At 30.7% G+C, this 17,557-nt stretch carries 19 protein-coding genes and 2 pseudogenes; 19 read left to right on the top strand and 2 right to left on the bottom strand.

Annotated elements, in window-relative coordinates; all coding sequences use genetic code 11:
* Positions 1 to 97 precede the first annotated feature (97 nt).
* The 7 genes from O0R46_RS07230 to O0R46_RS07200 all read left to right on the top strand — a co-directional run bounded on the left by O0R46_RS07230 (position 98) and on the right by O0R46_RS07200 (position 7,890).
* Complete coding sequence (locus O0R46_RS07230) at positions 98 to 2,581, top strand: L,D-transpeptidase (protein WP_269311067.1); 2,484 nt, start codon at positions 98 to 100, stop codon at positions 2,579 to 2,581.
* A gap of 394 nt (positions 2,582 to 2,975) precedes the next feature.
* Positions 2,976 to 5,090 carry a class 1b ribonucleoside-diphosphate reductase subunit alpha gene (gene nrdE, locus O0R46_RS07225; RefSeq protein ID WP_269311066.1) on the top strand — a complete coding sequence of 705 codons (2,115 nt, stop codon included), beginning with the start codon at positions 2,976 to 2,978 and terminating at the stop codon, positions 5,088 to 5,090.
* A 12-nt stretch (positions 5,091 to 5,102) separates the two neighbouring features.
* Positions 5,103 to 6,110 carry a class 1b ribonucleoside-diphosphate reductase subunit beta gene (nrdF, locus tag O0R46_RS07220; RefSeq protein WP_269311064.1) on the top strand — a complete coding sequence of 336 codons (1,008 nt, stop codon included), beginning with the start codon at positions 5,103 to 5,105 and terminating at the stop codon, positions 6,108 to 6,110.
* A 167-nt stretch (positions 6,111 to 6,277) separates the two neighbouring features.
* Positions 6,278 to 6,496, top strand: a complete 219-nt coding sequence (locus tag O0R46_RS07215) for a DUF1659 domain-containing protein (protein ID WP_269311063.1) — start codon at positions 6,278 to 6,280, stop codon at positions 6,494 to 6,496.
* Between the two features lie 124 nt (positions 6,497 to 6,620).
* Positions 6,621 to 6,848 carry a DUF2922 domain-containing protein gene (locus O0R46_RS07210; RefSeq protein WP_269311062.1) on the top strand — a complete coding sequence of 76 codons (228 nt, stop codon included), beginning with the start codon at positions 6,621 to 6,623 and terminating at the stop codon, positions 6,846 to 6,848.
* Between the two features lie 14 nt (positions 6,849 to 6,862).
* Positions 6,863 to 7,009, top strand: coding sequence for a YvrJ family protein (locus tag O0R46_RS07205; RefSeq protein WP_269311061.1), 147 nt, complete (start codon positions 6,863 to 6,865; stop codon positions 7,007 to 7,009).
* Positions 7,010 to 7,143: 134 nt separating this feature from the next.
* Positions 7,144 to 7,890, top strand: coding sequence for a hypothetical protein (locus tag O0R46_RS07200; RefSeq protein WP_269311059.1), 747 nt, complete (start codon positions 7,144 to 7,146; stop codon positions 7,888 to 7,890).
* A gap of 133 nt (positions 7,891 to 8,023) precedes the next feature.
* Here O0R46_RS07200 and hpt read toward each other — a convergent pair whose 3' ends face one another.
* Positions 8,024 to 8,560: a hypoxanthine phosphoribosyltransferase gene (gene hpt, locus O0R46_RS07195; RefSeq protein ID WP_269311057.1), complete on the bottom strand. Its 537-nt coding sequence runs from the start codon at positions 8,558 to 8,560 to the stop codon at positions 8,024 to 8,026.
* Between the two features lie 152 nt (positions 8,561 to 8,712).
* On the opposite strand from hpt, the gene O0R46_RS07190 reads away from it, so the two are divergent.
* Complete coding sequence (locus tag O0R46_RS07190) at positions 8,713 to 8,922, top strand: hypothetical protein (protein WP_269311055.1); 210 nt, start codon at positions 8,713 to 8,715, stop codon at positions 8,920 to 8,922.
* 76 nt (positions 8,923 to 8,998) lie between these two features.
* On the opposite strand, the gene dapA is transcribed toward O0R46_RS07190, so the two are convergent.
* A complete protein-coding gene (dapA, locus tag O0R46_RS07185; RefSeq protein WP_269311054.1) occupies positions 8,999 to 9,895 on the bottom strand; it encodes a 4-hydroxy-tetrahydrodipicolinate synthase in 897 nt (298 codons plus the stop codon).
* 352 nt (positions 9,896 to 10,247) lie between these two features.
* Between dapA and O0R46_RS07180 the strand changes: the two genes are divergently transcribed.
* The 11 genes and pseudogenes from O0R46_RS07180 to O0R46_RS07130 all read left to right on the top strand — a co-directional run bounded on the left by O0R46_RS07180 (position 10,248) and on the right by O0R46_RS07130 (position 17,435).
* Entirely contained in the window at positions 10,248 to 11,441 is a 1,194-nt protein-coding gene (locus O0R46_RS07180; RefSeq protein ID WP_269311053.1) for an L-serine ammonia-lyase, iron-sulfur-dependent, subunit alpha, read from the top strand.
* Positions 11,442 to 11,584: 143 nt separating this feature from the next.
* Entirely contained in the window at positions 11,585 to 12,349 is a 765-nt protein-coding gene (locus O0R46_RS07175) for a class I SAM-dependent DNA methyltransferase (RefSeq protein WP_269311052.1), read from the top strand.
* A gap of 37 nt (positions 12,350 to 12,386) precedes the next feature.
* On the top strand, positions 12,387 to 13,262 hold the full coding sequence (hslO, locus tag O0R46_RS07170) for an Hsp33 family molecular chaperone HslO (RefSeq protein WP_269311051.1): 876 nt from the start codon (positions 12,387 to 12,389) through the stop codon (positions 13,260 to 13,262).
* The gene (locus O0R46_RS07165; RefSeq protein WP_269311050.1) at positions 13,262 to 13,990 is read left to right on the top strand and encodes a pseudouridine synthase; all 729 of its coding nucleotides are present in this window, start codon (positions 13,262 to 13,264) and stop codon (positions 13,988 to 13,990) included. The genes hslO and O0R46_RS07165 overlap by 1 nt, the downstream gene beginning before the upstream one ends.
* 67 nt (positions 13,991 to 14,057) lie before the next feature.
* On the top strand, positions 14,058 to 15,422 hold the full coding sequence (gene rlmD / locus O0R46_RS07160; RefSeq protein WP_269311049.1) for a 23S rRNA (uracil(1939)-C(5))-methyltransferase RlmD: 1,365 nt from the start codon (positions 14,058 to 14,060) through the stop codon (positions 15,420 to 15,422).
* The gene (locus tag O0R46_RS07155; RefSeq protein WP_269311048.1) at positions 15,419 to 15,577 is read left to right on the top strand and encodes a hypothetical protein; all 159 of its coding nucleotides are present in this window, start codon (positions 15,419 to 15,421) and stop codon (positions 15,575 to 15,577) included. The genes rlmD and O0R46_RS07155 overlap by 4 nt, the downstream gene beginning before the upstream one ends.
* 6 nt (positions 15,578 to 15,583) lie before the next feature.
* Positions 15,584 to 15,865, top strand: coding sequence for a CD1845 family protein (locus tag O0R46_RS07150; RefSeq protein WP_269312542.1), 282 nt, complete (start codon positions 15,584 to 15,586; stop codon positions 15,863 to 15,865).
* Positions 15,866 to 15,951: 86 nt separating this feature from the next.
* Positions 15,952 to 16,635, top strand: a pseudogene (locus tag O0R46_RS07145) (replication initiator protein A); the annotation flags it as partial.
* A pseudogene (locus O0R46_RS10185) lies at positions 16,605 to 16,883 on the top strand (recombinase family protein); the annotation flags it as partial. The pseudogenes O0R46_RS07145 and O0R46_RS10185, both read left to right, overlap by 31 nt.
* Before the next feature lie 147 nt (positions 16,884 to 17,030).
* Positions 17,031 to 17,207 carry a type I restriction endonuclease subunit R, EcoR124 family gene (locus O0R46_RS07135; RefSeq protein ID WP_269311046.1) on the top strand — a complete coding sequence of 59 codons (177 nt, stop codon included), beginning with the start codon at positions 17,031 to 17,033 and terminating at the stop codon, positions 17,205 to 17,207.
* Positions 17,208 to 17,261: 54 nt separating this feature from the next.
* Entirely contained in the window at positions 17,262 to 17,435 is a 174-nt protein-coding gene (locus tag O0R46_RS07130) for a hypothetical protein (RefSeq protein WP_269311045.1), read from the top strand.
* Positions 17,436 to 17,557: the final 122 nt, after the last annotated feature.

Here is a 17,557-nt window from a genome sequence, read left to right as displayed (position 1 = left end):
TTTTATATAAAAAAAGAGTAACAATTTAGTAAAATTTTACCGATTATAGTCATTTATATGTTAAGATATATATGTGTATTTTAGAAAGGAAAGATATATGTCTAGAATTAGTAGAAAAGAAAAGCTAAAGCAGACAAGAAAAGAAAAATCTGTATTTGGCTTTTTTAATAAAAAAAACAAGCATGAAAAAAATGATGAAGAATCAAATTCTACTATTGAAGATAAGAAATTTAAAGATGATGACTATGAGGAAAAGGTAGAGCAAGAATCTTTAAATGACTATGAAGATAGATATAAAAACATCATAGACAATGATTATAAAAAAATCTATCATGATGAAGTTAACGGTTCTATGAAAACAGCTGACAGGATAATTTCTGTAGAGGATGAAAAAGAATACTATCATAGAAAACTTAACAATAAAAATTATCAGCATAGTACTTCAAATTCATTAATGACAGTTCATGATATAATGCCAGCTGATGGCAAAAAATATATAGAATCAAAAAAAAATAGTAGTTCTATTAATATTATTGATGAAGATAAAATAGATGATATTAATAAGATAAAAAAAATAAATATTGCTCAAGCACCATTTGAGGATGAAGTAAAAGTAGCTGAATCCAAAAAGTTAGCTGAGAAAATAAAAAAAAATAGAGATAAATTAGGGGAGGGTACTGTGTCAGAAAGAAAAAATGAAAGTCTTACAAATACGGTTAATAAGAAGGAAACATTAGCTAGTAAACTTGAAAAAGAGTTGCAAGAAAAAGAAAATTCAAACAAGTCTTCAGAAAACAATAAGCCACAAGGTTTAAAAAAAGCAAGTCTATCTAGCGAAAAAACTAGTTTGGATATAGTAGCAAAAGAGGATTTGAATAAAAAGGACAATATATCAAAAAAAGAAACTTTTGCTGAAAAGGACAAATATTCCCTAGAAAAAACGAGAGTAGTTAAAAAAGCCATAGGAGCTTCAGGTGGGGCTACAATAGCTAAAGAAATTGAAAAAAAAGAAGAAAAGCCTAATGAAAACTCTAAGTCAAGTACAGATAGTGATGCTTTAAAGGCAGAAGTAAATGGAACTAAAAAAGAAGAAACAAAAATAGACGGTAAAGAAATAGATGATAAAGAAGAAACAAAAATAGACGATAAAGAAATAAAAAATAAAGAAGTTTCTGATGGTAAAGTCATAGAAGAGAAAAAATATTCAGGTAAATTTAAAAAAGTTCTATTAGCTATATTAGGAATATTAGTATTAATTTATGTTATTGGTTGTATTGTATTTAATTTCTTGTTCTTCCCAAATACTAAAGTAAATGGTATGGAAGCATCATTCAAAACTCCAGACGCAATAAATAAAATGGCAAAGTCTAGAACTAATAATTACAAGATAGATATAAATGCTAGAAATAATGTTAAGGACTCAATAAAGGGATCAGATATAGACATGAAATTTATCGCTGATCAGAGTGCCAAAAATATTAAAAAACAGCAAGGTTTCCTTGGATGGCCGATAGCATTATTTGAGAATGAAAACATAGATGGTAAGTTAAATGTAAAATTTGACCAGAGTAAATTAGATAAGAAAATTGGACAATTAAATGTCTTAAATAAGAATAATTTCAAAGAACCGATTAGTGCACATCCAAAGTATGATGAAAAGAAGAAAAAGCTTGTAGTCGACCCAGGGTTTGATGGTAGTGTGGCACTTCCAGAAAAGGTTAATGCTTTTGTAAAAGAATCAGTAAAAGCACAAAAGCTAAAGACAAGTGTACCAGATAAGGCATACAAACAAAAGAAAAATAAGGCTGATGATCCAAGGATTAAAACTTCTATAAATAAATTAGACAAATACACTGATATGAAGGTTGTATACGACTTTGGTTATGAAAAGTATACAGTAGGTGGTACAGATATACTTTCAATGTTTGATATAGCTATTGAAGATGATTACAAGACTGAATTAAGTAAGGACAAAGTTAGAGAAGTAGTGAGAAAGATAAGCAGAAAATATTCTACTTTTGGAACTACTAGAGAAATAGTTGGTGCTGAAGGAAATAAAATAAAGGTTGAAGGTGGAGACTATGGATGGTTAATCGATAGAGAAGCTGAAACAGATGAATTATATAAAATTATAGAATCTGGTAAATCTGTAGACAATAGAAAACCAATTTATTCAGTAAAGGCATATGTAGAAGGTAAAGATGATATTGGAAAAGAATTTATAGAAATAGACCTAACAAAACAACATATGTGGTATGTAAAGGATGGTAAAGCTATAGTATCTACTCCAATTGTATCTGGAAACCCTAATACAGGAGCTGCAACTCCAACTGGAATATATGCTCTATCATACAAGACTAGAAATGCTGTACTTAGAGGACCGGGTTATGCATCACCAGTATCATATTGGATGCCTTTTAATGGAGATATAGGTATACATGACGCATATTGGCAACCAGTTTATGGAGGAAGCAGATATACATATGCTGGATCACACGGATGTATAAATACACCATTTAATGCAGTGGCTCAAATATACAAGTTATCTACTGAAAAAATGCCAGTAATAGTACATGACTAAAGATTATTATTTAATATAATAAAATAAATAATTAAATAGAAATTATAATATTGACCTATGAAAATGTTTATTCAAATTCATGGGTCATTTTTTATATTTTAATTATATTTCACATAGTATTCAGAAATATTTTACTTTCTACTTTCAAGAAATTAAATACTATATTTAGTATTTTTAAAAAGAAAAATATGGTAAAATATCAGTATATAGATTTCGGTTGAAAGAAAAAATTGAGTATTTTTTAGGTAATAGGGTATAATATGTAGAGTAGAAAATCACTAGATTTTTATTTTTTTTGTGAAAATAGTGATTTTGAAATTATTAGAATGAAACCATAATAAGTAAAAAATAGTAAATAAAAAATAATTAAGGATATAAGTTATTGGGGGAAGTTATGAATAATACAAGGTATATAGAATTAAATAATGAAGTAATAGTTAGAGATCAGCATGGCAGGTATCCCCTGCACAAAGATAAAGAAGCTCTTCAGGCATACCTAGAAGATTCAATTGAGCAAAGAAAATTTAAATTTAATAGTCCAAAGGAAAAAATGGATTATCTTGTTGCTAACGATTATTACGAAAAAACAATCATAGACAAGTACTCTGATAATTTTATTGAAGAATTATATGCCTATATAAAATCTTTTAATTTTCAATTTCAGTCTTATATGAGTGCTAGCAAGTTCTATGAGAATTATGCTCTAAAGACTGATGATGGAAAACATATATTAGAAGATTATGAAGATAAGATATTAATTTGTTCATTGGCAATAGCTAATGGAGATAAAGATACAGCTAAAAAGGTATCCAAAAGACTAATAAAGCAAGAATTTCAACCAGCTACTCCAACATTTTTAAACCTTGGAAGAAAAAGAGCTGGTGAATTAGTATCATGTTTTTTAATAACTGTTGAGGATTCGTGTGAAGGTATTTCATATGCAGTAGCCTCAGCTAACCACTTATCAAAAATAGGTGGTGGTGTTGCCTTAAATCTTACTAGATTAAGAGCTAGAGGAGAGTCAATAAAAGGAATCGAAGGAGCTAGTGGAGGAGTAGTCGGTGTTGCAAAAATGCTAGAACAATCTTTTTCATACTTTAACCAAATGGGTGCAAGACAAGGTGCAGGTGCTGTTTATTTAAATGTCTTACATGCAGACTTTGATTCATTGATGGATACTAAAAAAATAAATGCAGATGAAAGAGTTAGATTAGCAACGCTTTCTATAGGTGCACTAGTGCCAGATATATTTATGAAAAAGGCAGAAAAGAATGAAATAGCTTATGCATTTTATCCACACTCTATATTTAAAAAATACGGTTTGCATTTAGATGATTTAAACATGGAAGAATGGTATGATAGACTAGTGGCTGACCCGGATATAAGAAAAAAAGAAATAAATCCTAGAAGAATGCTTACAAGAATAGCAGCAACTCAAATGGAAAGTGGATACCCATATATTGTTTATATAGACACAGCAAATAGAGAACATACTTTAAAAGATTTAGGAATGGTAAGAATGTCAAATCTATGCTGTGAAATATTCCAGTATCAGACACCATCAGATATAAAAGGTTTTGGATCAGTTGATAGTCAGTGGGGACAGGATATAAGCTGTAATCTTGGCTCATTAAATATAGCCAATATAATGGAAAATAAAGAAATGGACAAAGCTATAGATACAGCTATAAGATTTTTGACAGATGTAAGTGATAACACTAATATAGAGGAAGTACCAACTGTAAAAAATGGTAATGATAGAAGTCATTCGGTCGGATTGGGTGCCATGAATTTGCATGGATATTTAATGAAGAATAATATACTTTATGCATCAGCTGAAGCTGTAGAATTCTGTAATGTATTTTTTGCTATGATGAGATATCATGCAATCAAGGCTTCCATGGATATTGCAATTGAAAGAGGAAAGACTTTTGAAGGCTTTGAAAAGTCAGAATATGCCAAGGGAATAGATAGTGATGTATTAGGAAAGTATTATAAAGTAGATTTCTTACCTAAATCAGACAAGGTAAAAGTCTTATTTGAGGGAATGAAAATTCCTACAAAAGAAGATTGGGCTAAATTATTAGACCAAGTAAAAGTAAATGGAATATATAATGCATATTTAATGGCGATTGCTCCTACACAGAGTATCAGTTATGTACAAAATGCTACATCTTCTGTAATGCCAATTACAGAGCAGATAGAAGTAAGAATATATGGAGATTCGTCAACTATATATCCTATGCCATTTTTGACAAATGAGAATTTGTTATTCTATAAAAGTGCCTATAATACAGATATGTTGAAGGTAATAGACGTTGTGGCAGCAGTACAGTCACATGTTGATCAGGGAATATCTACTACAATGTTTGTAACTGATGAAAAGACTACAAGAGATATAGCAAGATATTATATATATGCATACAAAAAAGGCCTAAAGAGCCTATATTATACTAGAACTAAAATGCTAAGAGAACTGAATAACGAATGTATTTCGTGTTCTGTATAGGGGGGAATATAAATGGAAAATATTAAAGAAAAAGAGGAATTTGTCGATGTCAGTAAGCAAATACACAAGGCGGTAAACTGGGATACTGAAGATGATGAATTTACACAAGCCTTTTGGGATCAAAATGTTAAGCAATTTTGGCTTCCTGAAGAAGTGCCAATATCAAAGGATATACCCAGTTGGACTGCTTTGACAGACAGTGAGAGGATATTATATAAAAGAGTATTAGCAGGACTTACTTTATTGGACACAAAGCAGGGAAATGATGGTATACCTTCAATGATGTCTTTGACTGATAATTTTCAGAGAAAGGCCGTATTATCTTTTATGGGGACTATGGAAGAAATTCATGCCAAATCTTATTCAAGTATATTTACAACACTTTTAAGTAAGCAAGAGATTGACGATTTGTTTGTTTGGATTGAAGAAGAACCACTACTACAAAATAAGGCAAAAATAGTTCTTAGGCAATACAAAAATACTAATACACCTAGAGGATTATTTATGTCAATGGCCACAAGTGTATTCCTAGAAAGTTTTCTTTTCTATAGTGGATTTTTCTATCCTCTGTTTTTAGCAGGACAGGGAAAAATGATATCAAGTGGAGAAATAATTTCTCTTATTCTTAGAGATGAATCATTACATGGAAAGTATATAGGGCTACTTGCACAAGAAAAGTTCATGGAATTTTCCTACGATGATAAAAATGAATTAAAAGACAAGGTGTATAAGTTATTAAATGAGTTGATGGAAAATGAAGAAAAATACACTAGGCTCTTATACGAAGGTTCGGGGTTAGAAGAACAGGTCTTAAATTTCTTAAAATATAATGCAAATACAGCATTGAATAATATGGGCTTTGAAGATTTTTACAAAGTAGAGCCAGTAAATGCTATAGTATTAAATGGATTGAGTACAGAGACAAAGACTCATGATTTCTTTTCAACCAAGGGTAATGGATATCAAAAGGGTATTTATGAATCTTTAGAGGACTCAGATTTTGAGTTTGATAACCTATAAAAATATATAATAGCAATGTATGGAGATAGATCAAAAAATTGACCTATCTCTTTTTTTATATTCTAATTAGTTGGTTCATTATTTGGTTTTTAAAAGTTTTTAAACTTAGTATACTTGACTTGTAGGTAAGAGATCTCAATAACCTAAATAAAAAAATGGAGGTAATTATGGCAAAAATAGCAAGCAACAAAATAAATTTAAAAGTAGTATTTAATGACAAGGATCAACTGACAGGCAAGATAAAAACAAGAAGTATATTGGTCAAAGATATTAATGCCCAAGCGAATGACGATGATATATATTCAATGGCTGATACATTAGCCAAAATGCAAAAGTATGAGCTAAAAGAAATATTAAAGCTAGAGCATTCAGTATTAGAAGTATAAAACACTAGTATTAAAAAAAGTGCAGCTTATGAGGTGAAACAAGAAAGAATAAGCATAAAAACAAAATATATATTTTAATATTAACCCATAAATATTGAATAAAAAAAGAATGATGGAGGTAATTATGGATAAGGCAAAAAATTTAGTGATGAGATTCAAAAAAGAGGATGGAAAGATTTATACACTAAGTGTTAAAAATCCAAAAGATGAATTAACAGAAGAAGAGATTAAGCAAGCAATGAATTTTATAGTAGAGAAAAATTTAATTCTTCCAAAAGGAATAAAGTTAATTTCTGCTAGCAATGCAAAGATAGTAACTACTGAATCAGAAATTTTGGATTTAGTTATATAAGTAAAATTTAGCCTATGGAAGCAAATATAATAAAAATTATAGAAAATGTAGGTTTTCCAATAGCGATCACAATGTATCTATTGATTAGGATGGAAGGTAAAATAGACCAATTAAGTGATTCTATAAAGGGGTTAACTAAAATAATCTCTTCTAAAATATAGAATTAGGCAAAATTGTTGAAAATTAGGCAAAATACAAGTATAATAGTAGCAAATAGTAGGTTTTCGGCATTTATATGCCGAAAACTTATTATTGTGGGGAGAGCTGTTTATAAATTATTTAATTTGGAGGTATTATGAATCAAGTTAGATCAACAATAATATCGATTATGAGTTTTATGTTTGGAATAGACAAGTCTCAAATCTTTAATAATTTACTTTATCATACATTAAATGAGACTGGGGGCAAGTACAAAGGTTTTAGTAAGAGAAGTAGTGAAGTAATAATAAGAGATATACTAAATGCAGAGCTACTTTTGTCAAATAAAGAAGTATGTCGCAATCAGAAAATGTTGAAAAATGCAAAAAAATACTTTGACAATACTACGATTGCACTATTGATGTCTCTAAGGTCTAGTAAAGACCATGATTTGAAGGAAAATATATCATGCGCAAAACAAGTATTAGATATTTATTCAGGGGATAGGATTTACTTAGAAAATACTAATTCACAAGATATACCTATGAAGTCTGCATGTAGCAGGATACTTAGGGATAATTATTCTATGTCATATGATGAAATATCTCAACACATAGGTAAATCAGAAGGACAGATTAAAAGATATTTAAATGAATATGAGGAAGAAAGCGAATCATTTAGTGGACAAATATTTTATAATATTAGGTCAAACACTAAAAATATTCACAAAAAAATTTTGGAATATCAAGAAAATAAAATATTCATGAGAAAATCTATACGCTCCAAAGATTATATAATGATTGATCTAAATGAGAACATAAAGAGCCCGTTTAGAATGAAGATAGTTAGTGAAAAAGATGTAGATAAGATGTTTAAAGGATTTAATTTAGATTTATTAGACTAAATGGATAAGATATATCTAAATTAAAGTGAATATATATAAATGAATAAAAATATAGATACGTAAAAATAAAAATTGTAAAAAAGATTAGTTTTCCTCAGAAAAAAGCCCCAGTAGCTTACTGGGGCTTTGATTATTAGTCTAAAACATTAAATATATATGGGAAATTTCTGTAAGTATCATTGAAGTCAAATCCATAACCTACTACAAATTTATCTTCTATAGTAAATCCACAGTAATCAGCTTCAAATTCTACTTGTCTCCTTGAAGGTTTGTCTAGAAGTACGCAAGTCTGAAGAGATTTAGGATTTTTTGCTTGTATATGCTTAACTACAAAATCCATAGTATAGGCTGTATCTGAAATATCATCAACTATCAATACATCATAGTCTGAAATATCATCTATAGTAATATCAGATTTAACTTCTACATTACCGCTAGATTCACTAGAAGCCCCATAACTAGAAGTAGTCATGAAATTTATTTTTAAATTAGTAAGGTCTATAGCTCTTACAAGGTCAGCACAGAATATAAAACTTCCTTTTAATAAAGCTACAACCAATAAATTCTTATCCCTATAGTCATCTTCTATTTGTTTTCCTAACTCTTTAACTCTTTTAGAAATTGTTTCGGCATCAAACATTATTTCCCAATTTTTTTCCTTTAAATCCATAATTTCCTCCAAAAAATTTTCGTTATCTATCTATTATATCATAAATTTTTGATAAAAATTATTAGATCTATATTTTAAATAAAATACTTGCATATTTTTTAAAAAGTAATATAATAAAGTGGTAGCGTTAATAATAAAGAAGGAGAACAGAAATGAATTCAGAAGATAAAAAAACAATTCTGAGAAAGAAACATGCTAAAATTTGTAGCAGAGATATATTTGTAGCAAAACAAAAGATAGCTATAGAGAAGTTTGGCGAAATTTTCGAAGATGAAATGTTTTTTGCTTTGGAGCTTACACTAAATAGAGATTTAGAAAAAGAGCTTAATAAAGAATATAACAAAAGAACAAATATGAATTAATAAAAGTACAATAGACAAATCGCATAATATAAAAAAACCCTGCTAAATTTAGCGGGGTTTTACTTTACAAAAACTATTAATTATTGGCAGCCTTATCGACATTCATATCTATCAATAAACCTGCTAAGTGAGCTGCTCTATCAGGGTTCATAGTTGATAAAGGTAGTCTGAAATCACCCATATCATAACCTAGCATATTCATAGCTGTCTTAATTGGTACTGGATTTACTTCTAATTCTAGAGCCTCTATTAGCTTCATATAAAGTGTCTGCAAATCTCTTGCTCTTTCAATTTCCACACCATCAATATAGGCTTGGCCAATTGTCCTAGCTTGAGTTGGCAATATAAGAGCTAAATTAGATATGTATGCATCTAGGCCAAGCGACATGGCGGGAAGTAATACCTTGTCATTTGCCGCTATTATCTGGAAGTTATGTGGAAGACTAGCTTTTATCCTAATCATATTTTCTATATTAGACGAAGAATCAATCATAGCTACTATATTAGGTATTTTTGCAAGCTTTTCTAATATATCCAACTTGTATTCATAGTTAGTGTGATCTGGATCGTTGTGTAAGATACATGGAAGACCACTTACAAGTGCAATAGACTTAAAATGCGACTCAAGCCCATTTTCATTTCCCATATTATAAGATGGATTTGCTAATAATAAAGCATCTACACCTAATTCTTTGGCTTTTATAGAAAGGTCAATAGATCTTCTAGTATCAGAAAAACCAGTCTGTGCAATTATTTTTGCTCTTTTTTCAACTTTTTTTACTACAAATTCTATAAGAGTTAATATTTCATTATTATCCATAGTTTGAAATTCTCCACTAGTTCCTCCCAATATTAAAGCATTAGCGCCAGCCTTTAGAGCATGGTCAACTAATCTTTCCATTCTATCATAATCGATTTCGCTTGTATCCGAAAACGGTGTAATTAAATTAATTCCTAATCCCTCAAAAATCATATATAATTCTCCTTTTAATTTATTTTCTATTTTATTTATATCAATAGTCAGATAATATTATTATACCCTTTGAGAAATAAAATTAGCTAATAATTTATATAAATTATATAATAGATTAAAGTAATATATTATAAAAAGTTGATGTAAATATTCATAAAAATGTAAATAAATACTTAAAGTACTATGAAAATACTGTATACAATGATTTGAATATGTTAAATAGTAAATTATTATCAATTTGATAAAAATATAAATCAATATGATAATAAATATATGAAATAAATATTTCTGGTGATATAATTATTTCAGGATGAAAAACGTTTGATTTTTAACTTAAAAAACGGAGGATAATATGGATACACTTAAAGAATTATACAAAATAGGTTGTGGACCATCAAGTTCACACACAATGGGACCACAGAGAGCTGCTAGAAGATATAGTGCTAAGCACCCAGAAGCGGAAAGCTTTAGATGTACATTATATGGTAGTTTAGCTGCTACTGGTAAAGGTCATTTAACTGATTATATAATAATAGATGCAATAAAGCCAAAGACTGTAGAAATAGTTTGGAATGAAGAAGTAATTCCTGAATTCCATCCAAATGGTATGATGTTTGAAGCAATAGACAAAGATGGAAATGCTTCAGATCCTTGGACTGTATTCTCAGTAGGTGGTGGTACACTAGCTGAAGAAGGTGCTAGAAACCAGACTGATGGAAAAGTTTACTATGAACACAGCAAATTAGATGATATTATTGCATACTGTAAAGAACATGACAAAAACTTTGTAGAATATGTATTAGATAGAGAAGATGATGATTTTCTACTATATATGGAATCAATAGCTGATGCTATGTACACAGCTATAGAAAAGGGAATCGAAAGTAGAGAGATAATCCCAGGTAAGTTATTACTAAAGAGAAGAGCTTCAAGATTCTACAAGAAGTATCTTGCAACTAAGGATTATACTACATTAAATTATTCATTCGCATTAGCTGCATCAGAAGAAAATGCATCAGGTGGAACAATAGTAACAGCTCCAACTTGTGGATCTGCAGGTGTTCTTCCAGGAGTATTCTTCTCACTAATGAAACACAATGGATATTCTAAACAGCACATAATCGAAGGATTAATAGTAGCGGGTCTGATAGGTAACCTAATAAAGACTAATGCTTCAATCTCAGGTGCTGAAGTTGGATGTCAGGGTGAAGTTGGTGCTGCATGTTCAATGGCAGCTGCTGGTTCAGCTTACTTATTCGGTGGAACTCTAGAACAAATAGAATACGCTGCTGAAATAGGCCTTGAACATCATCTAGGAATGACTTGTGACCCTGTATATGGATACGTTCAGATACCATGTATAGAAAGAAATGCAATGGCTGCTGAAAGATCAATAGCTGCGGCTAAATATGCTTTAAATACAGATGGTTCACATACAATATCATTTGACCAGGTAACAGTAACTATGCTTGAAACAGGAATAGATTTAATGGATAAGTATAGAGAAACTGCTAAGGGTGGTCTTGCTAAGTGGTTTGATTGCTAAATAGCACTCAAAATTGAATAAGATAAGATTTTATTGTATAATAGATAGGGTATAATTTTATGCCCTATCTTTTTTTATGGGCATGTTACAATAGATTTGTAGATTTACCTACAAAATGTAATAGTTTTAATAAGGAGAGTTAAATGGCTCAATACGGAAATTTTGCCTATATCTATGATCAACTAATGGATGATGTGGATTATGAAAAATGGGTAGATCATATAGAAAATTTAATAAAATTAAATAATATAAAGGTCAAAAATATTTTAGAACTGGCCTGTGGTACAGGAAATATCACAATACCACTGACAAGAAGAGGGTATGATATAGCAGGCATAGATATATCAGAAGAAATGCTAGATGTTGCCTATAATAAATCAATAGAAGAAAATACAACATTAGTATTATTGGAACAAGATATTGTAGAGCTTGACTTTGATATATATGACCTGGATTGTGTATTATGTGCTTGTGATGGTTTTAATTACATTACTTCAATAGAAGACTTAGATAAAGTATTTACAAAAGTACACCAGCAATTAAAAGATGGAGGTATATTTGTATTTGATATCAGCTCACATTTCAAGCTAAAAAATATATTAGGAAACAATTTTATGGGGCAATCAAGAAAAGATTTATCATATATGTGGACCAACTATTACGATGATCAGATACAATTATTGGAAATGGAATTGGATTTCTTTGTAAAGATAGATGCGGATGATGATGAAGAAGACAATCTTTATGAAAAATATTCAGAAGTACATTTACAAAGAGCACATAAGGAAGAAGAGATAATAAAACTACTAGAAAAAGTAGGTTTTGAAGACATAAAATCTTTTGGAGATTTTGAACTTGAAAATGTTAAAGAAGATTCTCAGAGAGTATTCTTCACAGCAATAAAGTAGGATATAATAATAGAAGAAGTGATTTATGGAGGAAAGAATGAAAGATTATTGTATAAGAGCAACAATTGAAAATAAAGAGGTAAGAGCATTTTTTGCAACAACAAAGAATATGGTGGAGGCGGCTAGAGCCTATCATGGAACTACAAAAGTAGCTACAGCAGCTTTGGGGCGTACACTTACAGCTACATCAATCATGGGACTGATGATGAAAAACATGGGAGATAAGCTAACTGTAATAATAAAGGGTGGTGGTCCAATAGGAGCAATAGTAACTACAGCAGATTCAAAGGGTATGGCAAAAGGATATGTAACTAATCCTGAGGCAGATGCTCCAAATTATGAAAATGGAAAATTAAATGTAGCAGGAGTAGTAGGAAATATAGGCACTATTAAGGTAATAAAAGACCTAGGACTAAAAGAACCATACAATGGAGAATATGAAATAGTAAGTGGAGAAATAGCAAAAGATTTTACATACTATTTTACAGTTTCAGAACAAACTCCATCAGCTGTATCTCTAGGTGTATTAACTAAGATAGACGAAGTAGAACAAGCAGGTGGATTTATAGTTCAGATGATGCCAGATGCTACAGAACAAACTATAGCTAGACTAGAGCAGAATTTAAAAGACCTACCTTCAGTAACTACAATGCTTAGCCAAGGAATGAATCCAGAAGATATAATGGAAAAAGTATTAGAGGGACTAAACCCTCAAATACTAGACAAAAATGAAATTGGATTTGAATGTGACTGCTCAAAAGAAAGAGTTGGAAAAGTATTTGTAGCAATTGGTAGAGATCAGTTAAATGAAATAATAGAAGAAGATAAGGGTGCAGAAGTAGGATGTCAGTTCTGCAATTCAAAATACAACTTTACAGAAGAAGAGTTAAAAGAGATTTTGGAGAATATGTAATGAGAATAGATAAATTGCTTGGAAATCTGGGCTATGGAACTAGGTCAGAAATCAAAAAGTTTTGCAAGCAGGGAATGATTCTAGTAAATGGAGCAGAAACGAAAAGATCAGATACCCATGTAGATCCAGAAAAAGATACAATATATTTTAATGGAAAAGAAGTTATTTATAGAGAATTTATATATTTGATGTTAAATAAGCCATCTGGATATGTATCAGCAACATTCGATAATTTTGATGAGACAGTGTTGGATTTAATAGATGAAGAATATTTAGCCTTTGAACCATTTCCAGTAGGTAGACTAGACAAGGATACAGAAGGACTACTAGTGTTAACAAATGATGGTAAGCTAGCTCATAGAGTCCTATCACCTAAAAAGCATATAATGAAAAAATACTATGCTCAAGTAGATATAGATATAAATAAGGAACATATTAGTGCTTTTGAAAAAGGTGTGGATATAGGAGAAGGATACATTACAAAAACTGCCACTTTAGAAGTATTAGGAAAAGAAAAAGACGAAGAGGGCAATGAATTTACTGAGGTATATGTATCAATTAGTGAAGGAAAGTTTCACCAAGTAAAAAGAATGTTTCATGCAATAGGTGGAGAAGTCCTATATCTAAAGAGAGTATCTATGGGAGGGCTAGGATTAGACCCAGACCTAGAATTAGGTCAATATAGAGAACTGAGTAAAGAAGAAATAGAATCAATGGAAGAAAAATAATCATTAGGGCAAGTAAGTTAATTACTTGCTCTAGTCGGATGTATAGAAAAATTAGTGGAGAAAATTAATGAAGAAAAAAGAAATTATAGAATTTGAAGTTGGTAAAATGGAATTTGGTGGAATATCTAGATCTATTTACCAAGACAAGAGAATTAAAATGAAAGGGGGAATAACGGGTCAGAGGGTTAAAGCTTCCGTAAAAAGATCTAGATCAGACAGTGGAGAAGTGAAAATGATGGAGTTACTAGAGACCTCACCAATGGAAACAGGAGAAATCTGCCAGCATTTTAGACAGTGTGGGGGATGTTCTATACTGTCTATACCATATGAAAAACAATTAGAAATCAAAGAAAGACAAGTAAAAGACCTATTTGACGATGCAGGTTTAGAAGACTATGAATGGATAGGTATACAGGGTAGTCCATCGCAATATTCATATAGAAACAAGATGGAATTTACATTCGGAGATGCATTCAAAGATGGTCCTCTAGAACTAGGAATGCACAAGGTAGGTAGATTTATAGATATAATGACAGTAGAAGACTGCAGGATAATAGACCAAGACTTTGTAAAAGTATTAGTAGCAACAAAAGAATATTTTAGAAAAAAAGAGCTACCATATTATAGAACAAATGACCACAAGGGTTATCTAAGACACTTGGTAGTGAGAAAAGGTGAAAATACTAAGGAATTATTGGTAAATATCGTCACATCATCACAGATAGATTTTGATATGACAGAGTACAAAGATATGCTAAAGGGGTTGGAACTAGAAAATGGGCTAGTAGGCATATTACATACAATAAATGATAGAATGGCAGACGTAGTAAACTGCGATGAACTAAGAATATTAGATGGTAGAGATTATTTCTATGAAGAAGTATTAGGACTAAGATTTAAAGTCTCTCCATTCTCATTTTTCCAGACAAATACAAAGGGAGCAGAAGTATTATACCAGATTGCCAGAGACTTTGCAGGAGATAAGGGAGACGGAAAAGTAGTATTTGATCTATATAGTGGAACAGGTACTATAGGTCAGCTAATGGCTAAAACAGCTAGAAAAGTATACGGTATAGAGATAATAGAAGAGGCAGTAAAAGCTGCAAATCAAAATGCACATCTAAATGGATTAGATAACTGTGAATTTATAGCAGGAGATGTGGTAAAGGTAGTGACAGAACTACCAGAAAAACCAGACCTAATAATAGTAGACCCACCAAGAGCCGGAGTAGTTGGAAATGGAGTAAAGGATATAGCTGAGTTTGGAGCTAATGAGATAGTATATGTGAGTTGTAACCCTAAGAGCTTGGTTGAAAACCTGGTGGAGTTTGAACATAGGGGTTATAAGGTGGAGAAGGTTAAGTTGATGGATATGTTCCCTAATACACCACATGTGGAGTGCATAGCGTTGATACAAAGAGTGAAATCGTGAAAATCCTGCATTTTAAGCAGTTCTACAAGCATTATGTCTTTAATGAAGATGGCGACGGAGGACGAAAAAAAGTCCTAAAAAATTATATTGATGTTTATGTTTGTATTGATATGGTGTGTGGAGATACAAGGAATGATTTGGAAAGCGAGGAATAATAAATGATAAGATGGATAATAAAAATAATCTTATTTCCAATCAGTTTGCTGCTTAGTATCCTCACTGCTTTTCTGACATTTATACTTGGCATAGGAACAACTATTCTGTATTTCTTAATGCTGATGTGTATAGTTGCTGCAATAGGCTCATTTATGCAAAAAGATATACCGCTTGGAATTGAGGCATTGGTATTAGCATTTTTGTTAAGTCCTTATGGAATACCGATGATTGGAGCAGCAGTTATAGCGTTCCTTCAGGGAATCAATGAAGCGATAAAATCAATTTAAAAAATTTCATAAAAATGGTTACCAAAGGCGATAGAGAAAAAACTATCGTCTTTTTCTTTGCCAATTTTTAAGGAGGAGGTGAAAATGTGGACTTTGACTATTTCTATAACAGAGAAGCAGAAAGATTTAATTTCTTAAAAGTTCCTGAGATATTAGTTGATGGAGAAGAATTTAAGGGATTATCGGCAGAATCAATTATCCTATACTCTATGCTTCTGAAACGCACAGGAATGTCTTTTAAAAATAACTGGATAGACAAGGAAGGCAGAGTATTTATCTATTTTACCGTCGAAGAGATTATGAAAAGAAGAAATATCTCAAAGCCGACAGCCATAAAAACATTAGATGAACTCGATATGAAAAAAGGAATCGGACTGATTGAAAGAGTAAGGCTTGGACTTGGTAAGCCGAACATCATTTATGTCAAAGATTTTATGAGCGTATTTCAGGTAAAAGAAAATGACTTTCAGAAGTCAAAAAACTTAACTTCAGAAGTAAAAGATTTTAACCTCAGAAGTAAAGAAAATGAACTTCAGGAAGTTCAAAATGTTGACTCTAACTATATAGAGAATAATAAGAGTAAGTATAGTAAGAGAGAATATAGTTTTAGCGAAAACGGACTTGGAACATTTCAAAATGTATTTTTAACGGCAGAAGATATATCCGATTTACAAATCATAATGAACTCACAGCTTGAAAACTACATTGAACGCTTATCCGCATATATCAAGAGTACCGGAAGTCTAATAAATATCTTGAAGAGTTTGATAGGACGGTATTTGAAAGTATAGTAGACAAAATCATAATAGGCGGGACAAATGATAATGGTGAAATTGATCCGGCAATGATTACTATAATATATAAGACAGGGAAAAAAGACTCTCAAGATGGACGATTATTCAAGAGTAGAAGAAAAAATGCAAAGGTTATTGAGGAAAATGACAGCGATAAATTGTATCCTCAGTCAAGCAACGAGGTTAATAAATTGTGTTCATATCCAACAGACACCACATTGTGAGACAGTGGTGCTACTATCAAGTTATAGCAACAATAGTAAGTAATTAAATAAGCTAAAATAGTGTATTTGTCCTCCGTTTGTCCACCAAAGATTTACGCGTGGACAAAGAGTCTATGAAAAAAACTCTGTAAAATAGTAAGTCCTTCTATGGGAGAGTTTGAAATTGAGCTTTTGAAGACAGACGAAATTAATTTAGATTATATACTAGCTTTAATATTAGAGAAATCAAAAGAGCATGATATTATAGAAAGCTTAGTGGTTCTTTTGTCATATGATCTAGTAGAACATAAGCACCAAAAATATGAAAAACTGTATAAAAAATAAAAAATATACGGGTATAAATATACTATATATTATTTTAAGAAGAAAGGTGATTATATGAATATAGGTTTTATTATTATAGGTATATTAGGCATAGTAATGTTAGTATTTGGATTAAGTAATAATCAAACAATAATAGGCATATTAGGTGGTGCTCTTTTAATGATAACTATAGTATTTGGATTTAAGAACAAAAATAATGATTCCTCCAATAAGAATGAAGAAGATTAAACTGTGAAAATTTAATTATACAACAATAAAAAGCTGGTCTTATGACCAGCTTTTTTAATCTAATTTATTCAATTAATAATAAAAATCAATAAAATACTTGTCATATATTATTAATTGATATA

Source organism: Peptostreptococcus equinus (assembly GCF_027125355.1).
GTDB lineage: Bacteria > Bacillota > Clostridia > Peptostreptococcales > Peptostreptococcaceae > Peptostreptococcus > Peptostreptococcus equinus.
Note: the sequence above shows the minus strand (reverse complement) of the source record. Positions and strands in the feature narration are given on the sequence as shown.